The sequence below is a fragment of the Saccharopolyspora sp. NPDC047091 genome (assembly GCF_040643635.1).
Lineage (GTDB): Bacteria > Actinomycetota > Actinomycetes > Mycobacteriales > Pseudonocardiaceae > Saccharopolyspora_C.
Map to the genome: position 1 here is coordinate 24333 of NZ_JBEYUS010000002.1, position 17994 is coordinate 42326.

The 17994-nt window shown below is 72.2% G+C and carries 19 protein-coding genes; 11 read left to right on the forward strand and 8 right to left on the reverse strand.

Annotated elements, in window-relative coordinates; translation table 11 throughout:
- Positions 1–13: 13 nt before the first annotated feature.
- Together ABZ805_RS01515 and ABZ805_RS01520 are read left to right on the forward strand one after the other, a co-directional pair.
- Complete coding sequence (locus ABZ805_RS01515; protein WP_358432775.1) at positions 14–1294, forward strand: amino acid permease; 1281 nt, start codon at positions 14–16, stop codon at positions 1292–1294.
- A 7-nt stretch (positions 1295–1301) separates the two neighbouring features.
- Complete coding sequence (locus ABZ805_RS01520) at positions 1302–1970, forward strand: DUF402 domain-containing protein (protein WP_358432777.1); 669 nt, start codon at positions 1302–1304, stop codon at positions 1968–1970.
- Positions 1971–2146: 176 nt separating this feature from the next.
- On the opposite strand, the gene ABZ805_RS01525 is transcribed toward ABZ805_RS01520, so the two are convergent.
- Positions 2147–2446 (reverse strand): hypothetical protein, encoded by a 300-nt coding sequence (locus ABZ805_RS01525; RefSeq protein ID WP_358432779.1) that lies wholly within the window; start codon positions 2444–2446, stop codon positions 2147–2149.
- Between the two features lie 145 nt (positions 2447–2591).
- On the opposite strand from ABZ805_RS01525, the gene ABZ805_RS01530 reads away from it, so the two are divergent.
- The 3 genes from ABZ805_RS01530 (at position 2592) to ABZ805_RS01540 (ending at position 5185) form a co-directional block, all read left to right on the forward strand.
- Positions 2592–3692, forward strand: coding sequence for a branched-chain amino acid aminotransferase (locus tag ABZ805_RS01530; RefSeq protein ID WP_358432781.1), 1101 nt, complete (start codon positions 2592–2594; stop codon positions 3690–3692).
- A 121-nt stretch (positions 3693–3813) separates the two neighbouring features.
- Complete coding sequence (locus ABZ805_RS01535; protein ID WP_358432783.1) at positions 3814–4893, forward strand: exo-alpha-sialidase; 1080 nt, start codon at positions 3814–3816, stop codon at positions 4891–4893.
- A 10-nt stretch (positions 4894–4903) separates the two neighbouring features.
- Entirely contained in the window at positions 4904–5185 is a 282-nt protein-coding gene (locus ABZ805_RS01540; RefSeq protein WP_358432785.1) for a MoaD/ThiS family protein, read from the forward strand.
- A gap of 7 nt (positions 5186–5192) precedes the next feature.
- Here ABZ805_RS01540 and cobS read toward each other — a convergent pair whose 3' ends face one another.
- The 5 genes from cobS to ABZ805_RS01565 all read right to left on the reverse strand — a co-directional run bounded on the left by cobS (position 5193) and on the right by ABZ805_RS01565 (position 9431).
- On the reverse strand, positions 5193–5927 hold the full coding sequence (gene cobS, locus ABZ805_RS01545) for an adenosylcobinamide-GDP ribazoletransferase (RefSeq protein ID WP_358432787.1): 735 nt from the start codon (positions 5925–5927) through the stop codon (positions 5193–5195).
- Between the two features lie 25 nt (positions 5928–5952).
- Positions 5953–7059, reverse strand: a complete 1107-nt coding sequence (gene cobT / locus ABZ805_RS01550; protein WP_358432789.1) for a nicotinate-nucleotide--dimethylbenzimidazole phosphoribosyltransferase — start codon at positions 7057–7059, stop codon at positions 5953–5955.
- 33 nt (positions 7060–7092) lie between these two features.
- Complete coding sequence (locus ABZ805_RS01555; RefSeq protein WP_358432791.1) at positions 7093–7647, reverse strand: bifunctional adenosylcobinamide kinase/adenosylcobinamide-phosphate guanylyltransferase; 555 nt, start codon at positions 7645–7647, stop codon at positions 7093–7095.
- 82 nt (positions 7648–7729) lie between these two features.
- Positions 7730–8713 (reverse strand): aldo/keto reductase family protein, encoded by a 984-nt coding sequence (locus ABZ805_RS01560; RefSeq protein ID WP_358432793.1) that lies wholly within the window; start codon positions 8711–8713, stop codon positions 7730–7732.
- Positions 8714–8792: 79 nt separating this feature from the next.
- Positions 8793–9431: a DUF3043 domain-containing protein gene (locus ABZ805_RS01565; RefSeq protein ID WP_358432795.1), complete on the reverse strand. Its 639-nt coding sequence runs from the start codon at positions 9429–9431 to the stop codon at positions 8793–8795.
- A gap of 259 nt (positions 9432–9690) precedes the next feature.
- Here ABZ805_RS01565 and ABZ805_RS01570 point away from each other — a divergent pair, with 259 nt between their 5' ends.
- Positions 9691–10053 (forward strand): iron-sulfur cluster assembly accessory protein, encoded by a 363-nt coding sequence (locus ABZ805_RS01570; RefSeq protein WP_224955307.1) that lies wholly within the window; start codon positions 9691–9693, stop codon positions 10051–10053.
- Between the two features lie 53 nt (positions 10054–10106).
- Here the strand turns inward: ABZ805_RS01570 and ABZ805_RS01575 are convergent, their stop codons facing one another.
- On the reverse strand, positions 10107–10322 hold the full coding sequence (locus ABZ805_RS01575; RefSeq protein WP_358432797.1) for an RNA-binding S4 domain-containing protein: 216 nt from the start codon (positions 10320–10322) through the stop codon (positions 10107–10109).
- Positions 10323–10567: 245 nt separating this feature from the next.
- Here ABZ805_RS01575 and ABZ805_RS01580 point away from each other — a divergent pair, with 245 nt between their 5' ends.
- Complete coding sequence (locus ABZ805_RS01580) at positions 10568–12019, forward strand: alpha-amylase family protein (protein ID WP_358432799.1); 1452 nt, start codon at positions 10568–10570, stop codon at positions 12017–12019.
- A gap of 67 nt (positions 12020–12086) precedes the next feature.
- Here ABZ805_RS01580 and asnB read toward each other — a convergent pair whose 3' ends face one another.
- Complete coding sequence (gene asnB, locus ABZ805_RS01585) at positions 12087–14015, reverse strand: asparagine synthase (glutamine-hydrolyzing) (RefSeq protein ID WP_358432801.1); 1929 nt, start codon at positions 14013–14015, stop codon at positions 12087–12089.
- Positions 14016–14446: 431 nt separating this feature from the next.
- On the opposite strand from asnB, the gene coxB reads away from it, so the two are divergent.
- The 4 genes from coxB (at position 14447) to ABZ805_RS01605 (ending at position 17967) form a co-directional block, all read left to right on the forward strand.
- Complete coding sequence (gene coxB, locus ABZ805_RS01590) at positions 14447–15406, forward strand: cytochrome c oxidase subunit II (protein ID WP_358433058.1); 960 nt, start codon at positions 14447–14449, stop codon at positions 15404–15406.
- A 36-nt stretch (positions 15407–15442) separates the two neighbouring features.
- Entirely contained in the window at positions 15443–15841 is a 399-nt protein-coding gene (locus tag ABZ805_RS01595; protein WP_358432803.1) for a cytochrome c oxidase subunit 4, read from the forward strand.
- Between the two features lie 146 nt (positions 15842–15987).
- A complete protein-coding gene (locus tag ABZ805_RS01600; RefSeq protein ID WP_358432805.1) occupies positions 15988–17583 on the forward strand; it encodes an alpha/beta hydrolase in 1596 nt (531 codons plus the stop codon).
- 105 nt (positions 17584–17688) lie between these two features.
- Entirely contained in the window at positions 17689–17967 is a 279-nt protein-coding gene (locus ABZ805_RS01605; RefSeq protein ID WP_358432807.1) for an Lrp/AsnC ligand binding domain-containing protein, read from the forward strand.
- Positions 17968–17994: the final 27 nt, after the last annotated feature.

Consider the following 17994-nt stretch of genomic DNA (forward strand, 5'->3'; position numbering starts at 1 on the left):
CAAAGGTGGGCGAGTGGGGCAACAGGTCGCGGAGCAGCAGGCGGACGCCGGTGCTGGGGCCGCCGCGGACGGACCTAGGCGAGCGATCGGTTCGGCGTTGCCGCTGGTGCTCGGCGGGATGCTCGGTGCCGGGCTGTTCGTCGGCATCGCCCCCGCCACCCTCGCCGCCGGACGGCTGCTGCCGCTGGCCGTGCCGCTGGTGCTGCTGGCGGTGGCGTGCTGCGCGCTGGCCTCCGCGCACCAGTCCGCCAGCTACCGCGGGCCCGGCGCCGGGTACGCGTGCATCCGGGCGCGGCTGGGCGTGCTGCCCGCCCGGTTCGGCGCGGCCACCGCGCTCGCCGGGCAGGTCGCGGCGCTGGCCGCCGTCGCCGAGGTGATCACCCAGCACGCCATGCCCGCCGCGCCGCCCGCCATCGCCGCCGCGATCGTGCTGTTCGTCGTGCTGGCCGCCACCGCGGGACTGCGCATCCGCGGTGCCGCCGCGTGGGTGTGGGTTCTGCTCACGCTGGCCGTGGTCGGGCTGGTCGTCGCGGTGTGCTTCGCGATCGAACCGCCCGCGGGGCTGCCTGCCGGTGCGCCGCGCGGCGACGGGGCCATCGGCATCACCGGCGCGGCCGGGGTGCTGTTCTTCGGCTTCCTCGGCTTCGAACGGCTCACCGCCCCCGCGCAGGAACGGGACCGGTACCGCGGCAAGGTCGTGAAGTGGGGCGTGATCGTCGCGCTGGCGGTGACCGGCGCGGTGGTGCTGCTGCTGTCGGCGGCGCTGCTGCACCAGCTCGGCCCGGCCCGCCTCGCGCTGTCCGGGCAGCCGGTGCTCGACGCGATGGACGCGGCCGCGGGCGGCTCGCTGCGGCCGCTGGTCGGGACCGCGGTGGGCCTGGCGCTGTTCCCGGTGCTGCTGGGCATCCTCGAATCGCTGCGCTCCACCGCGCTCGCCGTGCAGCGCGACCAGGACCTGCCCGCCGCGCTCGGCCGGACGAGCCGCGCGGGCACCCCGTACCTGCTGGACCTGTGCGCGGGCGTCGCCGCCGCCGTGGTCGCGCTGCTGGTGCAGCCCGCCGCGGCGATGGCCTTCGCTTCCTGCTGCCTGCTGGTGCACCACGCGCTGGCCAACGCCGCCGCGCGGGTGCTGCTCGCCGACGACCAGGTGTGGCGGATGCGGTCCGCGTGCCTGGGGATGGGATTGGCCGTGATCCTGGCCATGAGCATGCCCGTCCATGCGATGCTCGGAACGCTCGTGGTGGTCATCGCGGGCCCGCTGCTGGCGGGTCTGGTCTCTCGGCGCTGGAGTTGAGGTCGGCATGCTCGAACGCGGTCCCGAACGTGGTGCTCGGCCGGACCCCGCCCCGCAGTGGTGGGAGCCCGGATCGGACATCCTCTACCGCTTCTGGCGCCTCGACGGCTCGCTCGGCACCGTGCACCCGGCGCGAGTGGTCAGCGACGAACCGGACCGGCTGCTGTGCTGGGTGCTGCCGGGGACGCCGATCCGCATCACCACCTCGCCGGACGGCCGGAAACCGCGGGAACTGCCGATGCACGAGCGGTTCTCCGGAACCCGGGTGCCCGCGCTGTCGGTGTGGCACACCACGGCCACGCTGCGGCTGGTGTTCGCCGAGCACTGGTCCTCGGTGTGGTGGTTCTTCGAAGCCGACGGCAGCTTCCGCAACTGGTACGTGAACCTGGAGGTGCCGCTCGGGCGGGACGCCACCGGCGTCAACCGGGTGGACGGGGTGCTCGACCTGGAGGTGTTCCCCGGCGGGAAGTGGGCGTGGAAGGACGAGGACGAACTCGACTCCGCGCTGGCCGCCGGGCGCATCGACCAGCTGCGCCTGGACCGGCTGCGCGCGGAGGGGGAGCGGATGGCGGACCTCGCCGAACGCGAGCGCTTCCCGTTCGACGGCAGCCACTGCGAGGCGCGGCCCGACCCGCGCTGGGCGCTGCCCGAGCTGCCCGCGGACCTGGTGCGCTGAACCCGGTCGGAAGCAGCGCGCTTGCGGGCTCAGGCGCGTGCCGGAACCGGGATCAGGGGCGCACCGGGATTCAGCGCCGGGCCGGGGTTCAAGCGCCGGGCCGGGATTCAAGCGCCGGGCCGGGATTCAGCCCCGGAAGCGCTCCGGATCCGGGTCCGAACCGGGATCGAACCCGATCAGGGCGCCAGCGCGAGGAAGAAGAACAGGCCGAACACGGCCGTGAGCACCGCCAGCCCGCCGACCTGCCCACCGCGCAGGTCCTTCGGGAACAGCGTCTTGTGCTTGCCGTACCACCAGAAACCCCACCAGGCCACGCCCGCGCCGCCGACGATCGCGCCGAACCACCCCAGCCAGGCGTAACCCCACAGCACGAGCAGCCCACCGCCCAGCGGCAGCAGCAGGCCGAGCGCGGCCGCGAGCGTGTCCTGCTGGACCGTCGTCGGTCCCGGCACCGGCAGGTTCTCCTGGTCACCCATGGCCTCATCATAGAGGTCCGAACGGATCACCGGTACGCCTCCGGGCAGACCGTCCGGAACGGGTTCGAGCAGCCTCCGACACTAGGAGGACCGACCGATGGCACACCGGTTTCCACTGTTCCGAGGCGCGCGATACGGTACGGGCATGACAGAACTCTCGTTCTCCCGGATTCCCAGTTCGCATCCCGCCACCGAGGCGCAGCGCGCGGACGTATTGGCGAATCCCGGGTTCGGGAAGTTCTTCACCGACCACATGGCGACGGTGCGGTACTCCACCGAACGCGGCTGGTACGACGCCAAGATCGAGGCCTACCACTCGCTGGAGCTCGACCCGGCGACGACGGTGCTGCACTACGCGCAGGCGATCTTCGAGGGCTTGAAGGCCTACCGGCAGCCCGACGGCGCGATCTCCGCGTTCCGCCCGGAGCAGAACGCCCGCCGGTTCCAGCGCTCGGCGCAGCGCATCGCGATGCCGGAGCTGCCGGAGCAGGTGTTCCTCGACTCGCTGCGGGAGCTCGTCGACGTCGACCGGGCGTGGGTGCCGGAAGCGGGGGAGAGCTCGCTGTACCTGCGGCCGTTCATGATCTCCACCGAGGTCAGCCTCGGGGTGAACCGCCCGGCCAGCGAGTACCTGTACGCGGCGATCGCCTCGCCGGCCGGTTCGTACTTCGCGGGCGGCGTCAAGCCCGTCACGGTGTGGCTCGGCCACGAGTACGTGCGGGCCGCGCCCGGCGGCACCGGGGCGGCGAAGTTCGCGGGCAACTACGCGGCCTCCTTCGCCGCGCAGGCGCAGGCCGTGGAGAACGGCTGCGACCAGGTGGTGTGGCTGGACGCGGTGGAGCGGCGGGCGGTCGAGGAGATGGGCGGGATGAACCTGTTCTTCGTCTTCGGCACCGGCGCGGACGCCCGGCTGGTCACCCCGGAGCTGTCCGGCAGCCTGCTGCCCGGCGTCACCCGCTCCTCGGTGCTGGAGCTCGGCGCCGACCTGGGCATGGCGGTCGAGGAGCGGCGGATCACCACCGACGAGTGGGAGAAGCGCGCCCGGTCCGGTGAGCTCACCGAGGTGTTCGCCTGCGGCACGGCCGCGGTGATCACCCCGGTCGGGCACGTGAAGCACCAAGACGGCGAGTTCACCATCGCCGACGGCCAGGCCGGGACGGTGACGATGCAGCTGCGCGACCGGCTCACCGCCATCCAGCAGGGCACCGCCCCCGACCCGCACGGCTGGATGGTCCCGCTCGCCTGAGCCCCGTCCACCCGGCGCCCTCCTCGTTCCGCGAGGAGGGCGCCGTTGCTTTCGGCCCGGGCGGGATGTCGGTGCCCCGGCGTAGCTTCCGAGTGACCTGGAACACGCACAGGGGGCGGTCATGTCGGATCGAGTACTGCTGCTGATCGGCACGCGCAAGGGCCTCTGGCTGGCGCGCCGCGAACGCGGGGCCTGGGAGGTGACCGGGCCGCACCTGCCGATGGCGGAGATCTACGCCGTGGCCGCCGACACCCGGGGCGCGCCGCGGCTGCTCGTCGGCGCCTCCAGCACGCACTTCGGCCCCAGCGTCGTCACCAGCGACGACCTCGGCGCCACCTGGCAGGAACCGGACGCGGCACCGATCGCGTTCCCCGCGGACACCGGGGCGGCCCTGGAACGGGTGTGGCAGCTCGCGCCGGGGCCCGCCGACCACCCGGAGGTCGTCCACGCCGGGGCCGAACCGTCCGCGCTGTTCCGCTCCGAGGACCGCGGGCGGACGTTCCAGCTGGTCCGCGGGTTGTGGGACCACCCGCACCGGGAGCGCTGGGAACCCGGGTTCGGCGGGCAGGCGGTGCACACCGTGCTCGCGCACCCGCACGACCCGTCCCGCGTGGTCGTGGCGATGTCGGCGGGCGGCGTCTACCGCACCGAGGACGGCGGGACGAGCTGGCAGGCGAGCAACCGGGGCATCAAGGCCTACTTCCTGCCGGACGAGTACCCGGAGTTCGGCCAGTGCGTGCACAAGATCGCCCAGCACCCGGCGAAGCCGGAGCGGTTCTTCCTGCAGAACCACCACGGCGTGTACCGCAGCGACGACGGGGCGGCGAGCTGGCGCTCCATCGCCGACGGCCTGCCCAGCGACTTCGGCTTCCCGATCGTGACCCACCCGCACCGGCCGGACGTGGTGTTCGGGTTCCCGCTGACCGCGGACGCGACGCGCTACCCGCCGGACGGGCGCTGCCGGGTGTACCGCAGCGAGGACGCGGGCGAGACGTGGACCGGGCTGTCCGAGGGGTTGCCCGAGCGGTTCTGGTCGGCGGTGATGCGCGACGCGCTGTGCACCGACGACGCCGACCCGGCCGGGGTGTACTTCGGCTCCCGCAGCGGCGAGGTGTACGCGGGCAGCGGGGACGGGGAGCGCTGGGAACGGGTGGCCGAGCACCTGCCCGACGTGCTGTCGCTGCGCGCGATGAGCTGGTGAGGTGGTGGCGGTGCGGGTGACGGTGGTGCTGCCGCGGCTGCTGCGCGAACACGCCGGTGGGCGGCAGCGGCTGGAGGTCGAGCCGGCGGAGGCCACGCTGGCGGGCGTGCTGGACGTGCTCGGCGCCCGGCACCCGGCGGTCGAACGCCGGTTGCGGGACGAGGCCGGTGGCCTGCGTCGGCACGTCAACTTCTACCTGGACGGGGAGGAGTGCCGGTGGCTGGACGGCGCCGGTTCGGCGGTCCGCGACGGCACCGAGATCCGCGTCATCCCGTCGGTCGCCGGGGGCTGACGGGTGCTCAGCCGAGCACGGAGACCGCCAGGACCAGCGTGGTGGTGAGTTCGGCGGCGGCGCCGAGCACGTCCCCGGTGATGCCGCCGAAGCGGCGCCGCACGTGCGCGGTGAACCCGAGCAGCACCGCGCCCGCCAGCAGCACGGCGACCGCGCCCGACCAGGGAGCCGCGAGCGCGCCCCCGGCCGCCAGCACCAGCCACCAGCAGGCCACCAGCCACCACGGCTGGGTGCCCGCGACCAGCGAACCCATGCCCTCCGGACGTGCGGCGGGCAGCCCGCGGCGGCAGCAGAGCACGAACGCGCCCCGGCCCGCCGCGCACGCCAGCACCACCACCGCCCAGCGCCCGCCAGCGGCGAGGTCGGCGAGCGCCACCGCCTGCACGCCGACCGCGACGATCAGCGCGACCACCGCGAACGGGCCGGCACCGCCGTCGCGCATCACCGCCAGCGCCCGCTCCGGCGGGCCGTAGCAGCCGAGGCCGTCGACCGTGTCGGCCAGCCCGTCCACGTGCATGCCGCGGGTGACCAGCACCAGCGCCGCCACGGTGAGCAGCCCGGCCAGCAGGGCGGGCGCGCCGAGCGCGGTCAGCGCCCACAGCAGCACCGCGCCGAACCCGCCGACCAGCGCGCCCACCAGCGGGGCGAGCGCGATGGCCTGGCGGCAGGCGCGGTCGTCGACCTCGCGGGCCGGCAACGGCAGCACCGTCAGCCAGGACACCGCCAGCAGCAGCCCGTTCACCGGGCCGCGGCCTCTCCGGAGCAGGTCACAGCTCCTGGTCCTCCGGGTCGGGTCCGATGGCCTCCGCGGGGGTGGGGCCGCCGACGCCCGCCTCTCCGAAGGTCGCCATCTCCGCCAGCACCCGCACCGCGGCGGACAGCACCGGGAGCGCGGTGACGGCCCCGGACCCTTCGCCGAGGCGCATCTCCAGGTCGAGGATCGGGCTCAGGTCGAGGTGTTCGAGCACCAGCGTCCCGCCCGGTTCGGCGGTGCGGTGCCCGGCCAGCCACCACTGGCGGGCACCGGGCGTGAGCTCCTCGGCGACCATCGCGGCCGCGCCGACCACGACACCGTCCAGCAGCACCGGCGTCCGGCGCACCGCGGCCTGCGCGAGGAACCCGGCGAGCGCGGCGATGTCCGCGCCGCCGCTGGTGCGCAGCAGCGCCACCGGGTCGTCCAGCACCGGCCGGGCGCGGCGCAGCGCGTCGCGGATCGCGGCGGTCTTGCGCATCCACGCGTTGTCGTCGATGCCGGTGCCGCGCCCGACCACCGCGACCGGTTCGATGCCGGTGAGCGCGGAAATGAGCACCGCCGCCGGGGTGGTGTTGCCGATGCCCATGTCACCCGCGATGAGCAGGTCCGCGCCGGAGTCGATCTCCTCGTCGGCGACGGCCTTGCCGAGTTCGACCGCGGCCCGCGCCTCGTCGTCGGTGAGCGCGTCCTCCCGGTCGATGGCGCCGGAGCCGCGGCGGATCTTGCGCCCGGACACCGCGGGCGGCGTGTCGGCGTTCACCGCCACGTCGAGCACCCGCACGGTGGCGCCGTTCGCCCTGGCCAGCGCGTTCACCGCGGCGCCGCCGTCGAGGAAGTTGCGCACCATCTGGCCGGTGACCTCGGCGGGGTAGGCGGACACGCCGTGCTCGGCGACGCCGTGGTCCCCGGCGAAGATCACCACCCGGGCGCGTTCGAACGGGCGCGGCGGGCAGCTGGCCTGGCGGCCCGCGACCCACACCCCGAGCTCCTCCAGCCTGCCGAGCGAACCGGCCGGTTTGGTCAGCTGCTCCTGCCGGGCCACCGCCTGCCGCCGCGCCTGCTCGTCCGGCGGCGGCACGGCGCCGAACCGGACCGGGGTGTTCTCGGGTGCGGTGGACAAGGGGTTACCTCCGGGGTCGGTGCGGGCGGGTGGTCAGCGCAACCGGAGCGGGACACCCGCGACGAGCAGCAGCACGGCGTCGCAGCGTTCGGCGAGCCGCGCGTTGAGCTCGCCGAGCCGGTCGCGGAAAAGTCTTCCAGAACTCGTGGCGGGCACGATGCCGAGCCCGACCTCGGCCGAGACCAGCACCAGCCGGGACGCGCAGCCCGCGACGGCCTCGGCGAGCGCGGTGCAGTGCGCCGCGACGGCGTCGAGCGCGGCCGGATCCCGGTCCCAGGCGCCCGCGTCGTCGAGGACCCCGGTCAGCCAGGTCGCGAGATCGTCCACCAGCAGCGCGGGCCCATCCGCGGGAGCGGTGCGCAGCAGTTCCAGCAGCACCGCGGGATCGCCCGCTTCGGCGGTCGTCCAGGTCGCGGGCCTGCGGGCGACGTGCGCGGCGATCCGCTCGGTCCACTCGGCGTCGTCCGGGTCGTGCCGGGAGGTCGCCACGTAGCGGACGGGCTCGTCGGCGCCGAGCAGGCCTTCCGCGTGCGCGGACTTCCCGGAGCGGGCCCCGCCGAGCACCAGGGTGCGTGCGGACGCGGCCACCGGTGAACCTCCTGCGATCGGGTGAACGACTGCGGGAACCGTACCCGGCCGGGCGGTGCGCCGGACCGGGCACGGGGGACCGCTACGAGCGGGTTTCCCGCGGATCGGCGGTGACCAGGTCACCGAGCACCTCGTCGATCCGGTCCAGCACGTCCGCGCCGAGCTCCACGCCGGAGGCGGCGACGTTGTCGGCGACCTGCTCGGGCCGGGAGGCGCCGACGATCGCCGCCGACACGTTCGGGTTCTGCAGCACCCACGCGATGGCCAGCTGCGCGGTGGACAGGCCCAGGTCCGAGGCGACGGGCTGCAGCCGCTGCACCGCGGAGAGCACGTCGTCCCGCATCCACCGCGAGATCATCTTGGCGCCGCCGCCCTCGTCGGTGGCGCGGGAGCCCGCGGGCGGCTGCCGACCCGGCAGGTACTTGCCGGTGAGCACGCCCTGCGCGATGGGGGAGAACACGATCTGCCCGATGCCCTCGCGCTCGCTGACCGGCACCACCTGGGATTCGATGACGCGCCACAGCATCGAGTACTCCGGCTGGTTCGAGATCAGCGGCACCGACAGCTCGCGGGCCAGCTCGGCACCGCGGGTGAGCTGCTCGGCGGTCCACTCGGAGACGCCGATGTAGAGCGCCTTGCCCTGCCGCACCAGGTCGGCGAAGGCCGTCATCGTCTCCTCCAGCGGCACCGACGGGTCGAACCGGTGGGCCTGGTAGAGGTCGACGTGATCGGTCTGCAACCGGCGCAGCGAGGCGTTGCAGGACTCGATGATGTGCTTGCGCCCCAGGCCGCGGTCGTTGGGGCCCTCGCCGGTGGGGAAGTAGACCTTCGTGAAGATCTCCAGGCCTTCCCGGCGCTGTCCGGCCAGGGCTCGGCCGAGCACCGATTCGGCGCGGGTCTGGGCGTAGACGTCGGCGGTGTCGAAGGTGGTGATGCCCGCGTCGAGGGCGGCCCGCACGCAGGCGTGCGCGGCGTCCTCCTCGACCTGGGAGCCGTGGGTGAGCCAGTTGCCGTACGCGATCTCGCTGATGGACAGACCGCTGTTGCCGAGACGTCGAAACTCCATGCCCGGACCCTATGCCGCGCTCGGCTCCGGCGGCATCCGACGAGGGCGCGCGGACGATCGGGCCCGGGATCCGGCCGGATCAGCCGATCTTGTGGAAGTCCTTCGGGGTGAGCCGCGGCCGCGGCACCCGCAGCCTGCGCAGCTGCATCGCCCGGGTGAACGCGTACCAGCCCAGCGACAGCGGCCGGTCGGTCGCGTCCGGGAACTTCGCGCGCACCCGCTTGTTCACGGCGCGGCCCAGCAGCGTGCCCTCGAACAGCATCGTCAGCAGCAGCACCAGGCACACCAGGGTGGCGTACTGCTGCACGAGCACGTTCTGCACCAGCGTGGTCACGAACACCACCAGCACCAGCGGCATGAACATGCCCATCATGTGCCTGCGGGTGTCGACGATGTCGCGCACGTGCGCGCGCACCGGCCCGCGGTCGCGGGGCATCAGGTAGCGGTCGTCGCCGGCCATCATGCGCTCGCGGCGTTCCCGCGCGGCCTTGCGGCGCTCCTCCTTGTTGCCGCGGGCCCGCTTCATCGCCTCGCGCTGCGTCTTCGGCGGCGGCGCTACCGGGCCGCGGCGGCGGGTCTCGGCCTCGCGCCGCTTCGGAGTGGGCCTGCCCTTGCCGGGAGTGCGGTCGCGGGCGGGTTCCGCCGCGGCCTGGGCGCCCTCGGTGGAAGCGTCGTCGGTCGCGGTCTGCTCAGCGCTGCTGCGGCGAAGGAACCTCACCCCTCCAGGGTATTCGACGCCACTCGGCCGGGCGCACGTGACCGCGTGTTCGCCGCACCGCGGCGGGGCCGCCGGAACGGGCGCGTCCGGATGCGAGGACGTTCACGTGGTTCCGGGCCGGGTCTGTGCCACCATGGAGGCTGGTAGACCAACACGACTCGCCTCCCGAGTCGCCCCTCCCCGGCGGGGAATACCTCGGGTCGGCGCCGACGTTGGACGTCACGCCGGAAGCGGACGAGCGAGACCTCTAGGGAGAGTCATGACCGCCCAGACGACGACTGAGAGCGAGGCGCCCTCGCACGGTGTCACCCTGACCGACTCCGCGGCGCAGAAGGCCAAGGCGCTGCTGGAGCAGGAGGGCCGCGACGACATGCACCTGCGCATCGCCGTCCAGCCCGGTGGCTGCGCCGGCCTGCGCTACCAGCTGTTCTTCGACGAGCGCTCGCTGGACGGCGACGCCCGGCGCGGCTTCGAGGGCCTCGACGTGGTCGTCGACCGGATGAGCGCCCCGTACGTGGAAGGCGCGGTGATCGACTTCGTGGACACCATCGAGAAGCAGGGCTTCACGATCGACAACCCGAACGCGGGCGGCTCCTGCGCCTGCGGCGACTCGTTCCACTGACCTGACACTCGAACGGCCCGGTTCCCGCGGGGAGCCGGGCCGTTCGCGCGCCGTCAGGGGGCCACGACGATCCGCACCTCCTCGTCGCCGAGGGCGATCCGGTCGCCCGGGGCGAGCTGGCGGCCGCGCCGGGTCTCGACCTCGTCGTTGACCTGCACCTCGCCCTCTTCCAACAGGGCCTTCGCGTCGGCGCCGTGCTCGGCGAGGCCGGCCAGCTTCATCAGCTGGCCCAGCCGGATGGTGCCTTCCCTGATCTCCACATCACGCATGGCCCGCATTCTCCGCCGGAGGGCTGGGCGGTCCGCGGCCACCGGTCGCGAGTAGCGCGGCTCACGTCGGGGCGGAGGGGTGCCCGCCGAGCTCGGCGAGGTTCGCCGCGACCTGCGGCGGGACGCGCTCCTCGGCTCCGGTCCGGGTGAACGAGCAGGTCAGCGCTGGTGCCAATGGCGCATTGACTGGACGCGGGAAAGAACATGTGATCGACGGACACCTGCTCAATCGAGAAAGTTGTCCGATGCCTCTACCCGCATACGCCCTAGCGGTGGCCCTCGTCGGCTCGTCCGTCGTCCCCGCCGCCGGGGCCACGGCAGCGCCCGCCGCACCCGAACCGGCCGCAGCACCCGTGGCCGGACCGATCGTGCAGATGTTCCAGTGGCCCTGGGATTCCATCGCGCAGGAGTGCCGCAGCACCCTCGGCCCGAAGGGCTTCGGGGCCGTGCAGGTGTCCCCGCCGCAGGAGCACGTGCAGCTCGACGGCGAGGACCACCCCTGGTACCAGGACTACCAGCCGGTGAGCTACCAGCTGGAGAGCAGGCGCGGGAACCGCGACCAGTTCGCCGGCATGGTCTCCGCCTGCAACGACGCCGGGGTGCAGATCTACGCCGACGCGGTGGTGAACCACATGGCCGCCAGCGACGCGGTCGGCAGCGCGGGCACCACGCACGAGAAGTACGTGTACCCGGGCCTGTACAGCGACGCGGACTTCCACGACTGCCGCCGCGACATCGCGAACTACGACGACAAGGACGAGGTCCGCAACTGCGAGCTCGTCGGGCTCGCCGACCTCGCGACCGAATCCGACTACGTGCGCTCCGCCGAGCAGGGCTACCTGAACGACCTGATCAGCCTCGGCGTCTCCGGTTTCCGGGTGGACGGCGTCAAGCACATGCCGCCGGAGGACGTCGGCGCGATCTTCGGCGGGCTGGACGAAGTCCCCGGCACCGGCGCGAAGCCGTACGTGTTCCAGGAGGTCATCGCCGACCAGGCCACCTCCGCCGGGGAGTACGCGGACAACGGGGACGTCACCGAGTTCGCCTACCACCACGAGGTCAGCGAGGCCTTCAAGAACGGGTCGCTCGCCGGCCTCCAGGACCTGCCGGACCGCATGACGCTGCCGAGCGACCAGGCCGTGGTGTTCATCGACAACCACGACACCCAGCGCAGCGAGCCGACGCTCACCTACAAGGACGGCACGGCCTACGACCTGGCGAACGCGTTCATGCTCGCCTACCCGTACGGCACCCCGCAGCTGATCTCCGGGTTCGCCTTCGACGATCCGGACGCCGGGCCGCCCAGCGACGGCGAGGGCCGCACGAACCCGGCGAGCTGCTCCGACCAGGCGTGGGTGTGCGAGCACGCGCGGCCGATCATCGCCGGGATGGCCGGGTTCCACCGCGAGGTGCAGGGCGCGGAGCTGACGAACTGGTGGGACGACGGGTCCGGCCGGGTCGCGTTCGGCCGCGGCGACGCCGGGTTCGTGGTGCTCAACCGGGAGGACGCGGCGATCGACCAGCAGTCGTTCCAGACCTCGCTGCCCGCCGGGACCTACTGCGACGTGCTGTCCGGTTCGCTGCAGGACGGGTCCTGCACCGGCGGGACCGTGGACGTCAACGAGGACGGCTGGCTGACCACCTCGGTGTCCGCGAACTCCGGTGTCGCGCTGCACGCCGGGGCGAAGCAGAGCTGACCTGCCGCGACGAGAACGGCCGCTCCTTCCCGGTGGGAGGGAGCGGCCGTTCGCCGGTGTCGTGCGGTCAGAGCTTGACCGGGTAGTACGGCTCCGGGACCTCGGGGGACAGCCGTCCCTCGACGAAGATGCCGTGCCAGATCATGAACACCAGCAGCGCCCACAACCGTCGGCTGTGGTCCAGCACGCCGGACCGGTGCTCCTCCAGCAGCTGCAGGATCGCGGTCTTGTTCAGCAGCCGCTCGGTCTGCGACTGCTGGATGATGTTGCGCGCCCAGTCGTGCATCTCGTCGCGCAGCCAGTGCCGGATCGGCACCGGGAAGCCCAGCTTGCGGCGGTTGAGCACGTGCGCGGGCACGACCTGCTTCATCGCCTGGCGCAGCGCGTACTTCGTGGTCTCCGGGGTGATCTTCTGGTCCAGCGGGATGCCGCTGGCGACGCGGAACACCTCGTTGTCCAGGAACGGCACCCGCAGCTCCAGCGAGTTCGCCATCGTCACCTTGTCCGCCTTGACCAGGATGTCCCCGCGCAGCCAGGTGAACAGGTCCACGTGCTGCATCCGGGTCACCGGGTCCCAGCTCGCCGAGGAGCGGTACGGCGCGGCGGTGACGTCGCGGTGCGAGACGCCCGGGTCGAAGGCCGCCATCACGGCCTTGAGCTGATCGTCCCGGAAGATCCGCGCGTTGCCGTAGTAGCGGTCCTCCAGCGACAGCGCCCCGCGGCGCAGCAGGTCCTTGCCGCGCACCCCGTCCGGGATCGCGGTGGAGACCTTGCCCATCGCCTTGCGCAGGGTGCCCGGCACCCGCTCGAACGGCGCCAGCGACAACGGCTCGCGGTAGATCGTGTAGCCGCCGAACAGCTCGTCGGCGCCCTCCCCGGACAGCACCACCTTCACGTGCTGGCGGGCTTCGCGGGCGATGAACCACAGCGGCACCAGCGCCGGGTCCGCCACCGGGTCGTCCAGGTACCAGATGATCAGCGGCAGCGTCTCCATCATCTCCTCGGGGGAGACGGTGCGGATCACGTGCTTCACGCCGATCGCCGCGGCCGACTCGGCGGCCACGTCCACCTCGGAGTAGCCCTGCCGCTCGAACCCGGTGGTGAAGGTGACCAGGTTCGGGTTGTGCTCCTTGGCCAGGCAGGCGATCGCCGTCGAGTCGATGCCGCCGGACAGGAACGAGCCCACGGTGACGTCGGCGCGCATGTGCTTGGCGACCGAGTCGCGCATGACGTCGACGATCTGGTCGTGCAGCCGCCGCGCGTCCGAGTCGTTGCGCACCGGCTTCGAGGTGAAGTTCGGCACGAAGTACCGCTCGGTCACCAGCCGCCCGCCGGGGGAGACGGTGAACGAGGTGCCCGACTCGATGCGCGAGATCTGGCGGTGCATCGTCTCCGGCTCCGGCACGTACTGGAGCGTGAGGTAGTGCTGCAGCGCCTTGTGGTCGAGGTCCTCGCCGATGCGCAGCGTCGTCGCCAGGCTCAGCAGCGACTTCTTCTCGCTGGCGAACGCGACCCCGCCGGGGCCGGACGCGTAGTACAGCGGCTTGATCCCGAACGGGTCGCGCCCGCCGAACACCACGCGCCGCTCGCTGTCCCAGATCAGGAACGCGAACATGCCGCGCAGCCTGCCGACCATCGCCGTGCCGAGGTAGTGGTAGGCGGCGACGATCACCTCGGTGTCGCCGTCGGTGTGGAACCGGGCGCCGTAGTGCTCGGCGAGCTCGGCGCGCAGCTCCAGGTAGTTGTAGATCTCGCCGTTGAAGTTGATCGTGTAGCGGCCGGGGTTCTCCGGCGGGCCCCAGGTCAACGGCTGGTGCGAGTGCTCCAGGTCGATGATCGACAGCCGGTTGAAGCCGAAGACGACCTCACCGCCGTGCCAGGTGTCGCTCTCGTCCGGTCCCCGGTGCCGTTGGCAGGGCAGGGCTTTGGCCACGGCGTCGACGGCGAAACCGGCGTTCTCTTCAGTGGGACAGACAAGTCCAAGCAGGCCGCACACGCGTCCATGCACCTCTCGCGTCGGCGATGGGTCGGGCTCCGCCCCGCGTCCCGGTCGGGGATCTCGGCGGCGGGAGACCCAGTATGCCGGGTGCGCCGCCGCGCTGTGCAGGCGCGGTGAGCGGGCCCGGACGAGGCGGTTCGTTCCCCGCGCGCGTGCGTCGCGGCGGGCGCGCGACGCGGGAACCGGCCCGGGTGGCCAAGTCCACCGGTTCGGGTGGTCCGGTCCACCCGATCCGATCACCGCGGCGGGCGGGGACGATCTCGGTGACGTGCAGCGCACCTCGCCACCCCGGAGCAGTATCGCGGCTACTGCTGGGCTAGGCTCCCCGCAGCATTCCGGCCGCGGGACATGGTGGGTGCGCGTTGTGCCCAGACCCGCGGCGACGGTGGGAACACGCAGCGAGGAGGCGTCGCGCAGTGGGCTTTCGAATGGGGAGCTTGCGGCAGGAACGTCTGGAGGAGGGGACCCGAGTGCCACGGCTGGTCAAAGTCGCCGGGCTGGCAGGCCTGGTCGCGGTCGCGGCCACGGGCTGTTCGACCGACGAGGTCCTGAGGTTCGGCTGGCCGGAGGGCGTCACCCCGCAGGCCGAGTCCATGCGTCAGCTGTGGACCTGGTCGGTGATCGCTGCACTGGCGGTCGGCGTCCTGGTGTGGGGCCTGATGTTCTGGACGGTCGCCTTCCACCGCAAGAAGGGCGAGGAGCTGCCCCGGCAGTTCCAGTACAACGTGCCGCTGGAGGTCATCTACACCGCGGTGCCGTTCGTGATGGTCGTGGTGCTGTTCTACTTCACCGCCACCACCCAGAACTACGTGATGGCCAAGTCCGAGACGCCGGACGAGAAGGTCAACGTCGTCTCGTTCCAGTGGAACTGGGAGTTCAACTACCCGGACCACCGGACGCCGGACGGTCAGCCGGTCCGCACCGTCGGCAGCAGCAGCGAGATCCCGCTGCTGGTGCTGCCGACCGGGTCGACGATCCAGTACAACCTGAGCTCCACCGACGTCATCCACTCGTTCTTCGTCCCCGAGTTCCACTTCAAGCGGGACACCTTCCCGCACCCGGAGAAGAACGACCAGGAAGCCGTCTTCGAGAACACCATCGAACGCGAGGGCTCCTTCGTCGGGCGGTGCGCCGAGCTCTGCGGCACCTACCACTCGATGATGAACTTCGAAGTCCGCGCCCTGTCGCCGGACAAGTTCGACCAGTACATCAACCTGCGTACGCAGACCAACCCGGCCACCGGCCAGTACTACACCGCCGCCGAGGCGTTGGGGCAGATGAACTGCGGTGAGCTGTGCGCGCCGCGGGCGGTGACCTCGGTCCCGTTCGACACCGACCGCACCTCCGGCGAGCCGTCGACCATCGGCGGCCGGCAAGCCGGCAACTGATCCCGGCAGGGCGTAGGGCGCGAGAGTGAGGAATCCATGAAGGTCGAAGCGAAGATCTTCAACATGATCACCGGCTTCTTCTTCCTGTCGGCGATCGTCTACGGGGTGTGGTCACACGAACCCGTGGGCACGGTGGCCCTGATCCTGGTGGGCGGGTTGTCGCTGCTGATCGGCAGCTACTTCCAGTTCGTGGCTCGGCGCATCGAGCCGCGTCCGGAGGACAACCCGGACGCCGAGATCAGCGACGGCGCGGGCGAGCTGGGCTTCTTCAGCCCCGGCAGCTACTGGCCCGCCGGGCTGGCGGCGTCCGCCGCGTTCGCCGGTATCGCGCTGGCGTTCTTCCACGTGGTGCTGATCGTGATCTCCATCGGCGTGCTGCTGATCATGGTCGCGGGCCTGGTGTTCGAGTACCACACCGGACCGAACCACGACTGATCTTCAACACCTAGGTGAGCCCCCGGATCTCTGGTCCGGGGGCTCACCTGTTTCTGCCCCCAGATGGTCGTTCTCCGCTGGTAGCGAACTGATCTTCTTCGCTAGTTTTCGCTCGGCAGTGGAAACTCTTGGAGATCGGCCGGGACATGTCGTCACGCATCGCCGCTTCAGCGCGCGGCTCGGCGATCCTCGCCGCCGTGCTCGTGACGGGCTCGCTCACCCCGACCGCCGTCGCCGGGCCACCCGCCGCGGATTCCGCGCCGGCTCCGCTGCGCACCAACGGGGCGGCCGTACCGGCGCTGGACTGGACGCCCTGCGCGGGCGGGCCCGGTTACGAGTGCTCGACGGCCGAGGTGCCGCTGTCCTACCGGGACCCCGCAGGACCGCAGATCCGGCTCGCCGTGGGCAAACTGCCCGCCGCCGATCAGGAGCACAAGCTCGGCACGATCTTCTACAACCCGGGCGGGCCCGGCGACAGCGGCAAGTTCGCGCCGGAACTCACCCCGGAGCTGCACCGGCGGTTCGACATCGTCGGCTTCGACCCGCGCGGTGTCGCCGAGAGCGACGGCTTCAGCTGTTCCAGCGAGCCCGGTGACGGCTTCGACCCGACGGATTCCTTTCCCGTGCACGCGGCGCAGGAACGGATGCAGATCGAGGACACCGCGCACGCGGTCGAGCAGTGCGCCCGGAACGCGGGCCCGCTGCTGCGGCACACCTCGACGGCGAACGTGGCCCGGGACCTCGACCTGCTGCGCGAAGCGGTCGGGGAGGACCGGCTCGACTACTACGGACTCTCCTACGGCAGCCATCTCGGCACCGTGTACGCGAACCTGTTCCCGGAGCGGGTGGGCGCCGTGGCGATCGACGGCGTGGTCGATCCGATCGAGTGGACCACGGGGTACCTGCCGGGCGGGGCGGCCGAGCCGATGACCTACCGGACGGGTGCCGCGGGCGGTGCAGAGCAGGCGCTGCACGCGTTCCTCGACGCGTGCGCCACCGATGAGCGGTGTGCCTTCCGGGAGCCGGGCACCGATCTGCTCGGCAAGTACGACGCGCTGCTGGACAGGCTGTCGGTCCGGCCCGTCACGATCACCCGGCCGGACGGGTCTTCGATGGAGGTCACCTACCAGGCGGCCGTGATCAGGACGGCGAGCGCGCTCAAGGGCGCCTGGGCGTCGACGGTGCTCGGTGAGTTCCTGCAGCAGCTGCACGAGCTCTCCTCGCCCGGTGGATCAGCCCGGCCTGCGCCGGTCGTGCCGGTTCCGCCCGCGTCGCGGGGCTGGGGAACCTCCATGGGCGTGGAGCAGCGGCTCAGCGTGATGTGCAACGACGGTGGCAATCCCCGCGACCCGTGGGCGTGGCCGGACCACGCCCGGCGGGCCGACGAGGACGGGCGCGGTTTCGGCTCGTACTGGACGTACCTGTCGCTGGGCTGCGCGACCTGGCCCGGCGGGCCTGATCCGGACCGCTACACCGGCCCGTGGGACCGGGAGACGGCCGGACCGGTACTGGTCATCGGAAATCGGCGAGGTGATCCGGCCACGCCGTACGACGACGCGGTCACGACGTCCGAACTGCTGGCCGACGCCCGGCTGCTCACGCTCGACACGTTCGGGCACGGCGCTCGGGGGGAGAGCGCCTGCATCGACGAGGCGTTGAACGCGTACTTCAGCGATGGCGCGCTGCCTCCCGAGGGCGCGGTCTGCGAGCCGGACCGGGGCCCGTTCGACCCGGTGCCCTGACCGGCCCGCTCGACCGGCCGGTCGGCCGCGGCACGGAGGTGGGTGGCGCTCGCTCCGGTGAGCTTAGGATTCGAGCAACGACGTCCCGCAGCCAGGAGGCTCTTCGTGATCACCGCGATCGTGCTCATCCAGACCGTCGCCGACCGGCTCACCGAAGCCGCGCAGGAGGTCGCCGACATCGAGGGCGTCGCCGAGGTCTACTCGTGCGCCGGGGACGTGGACCTGATCGCGATCCTGCGGGTCACGAACCACGAGGACATCGCCGACATCGTCCCCGGGAAGATCAACAAGGTGGCCGGGGTGCTGGACACCGACACGCACATCGCGTTCCGCTCCTACTCGCGCCAGGACACCGAGGCCACCTTCTCCATCGGCCTGGAGTGAGCGCCACCGGGTGACCCGGCGCGCCGG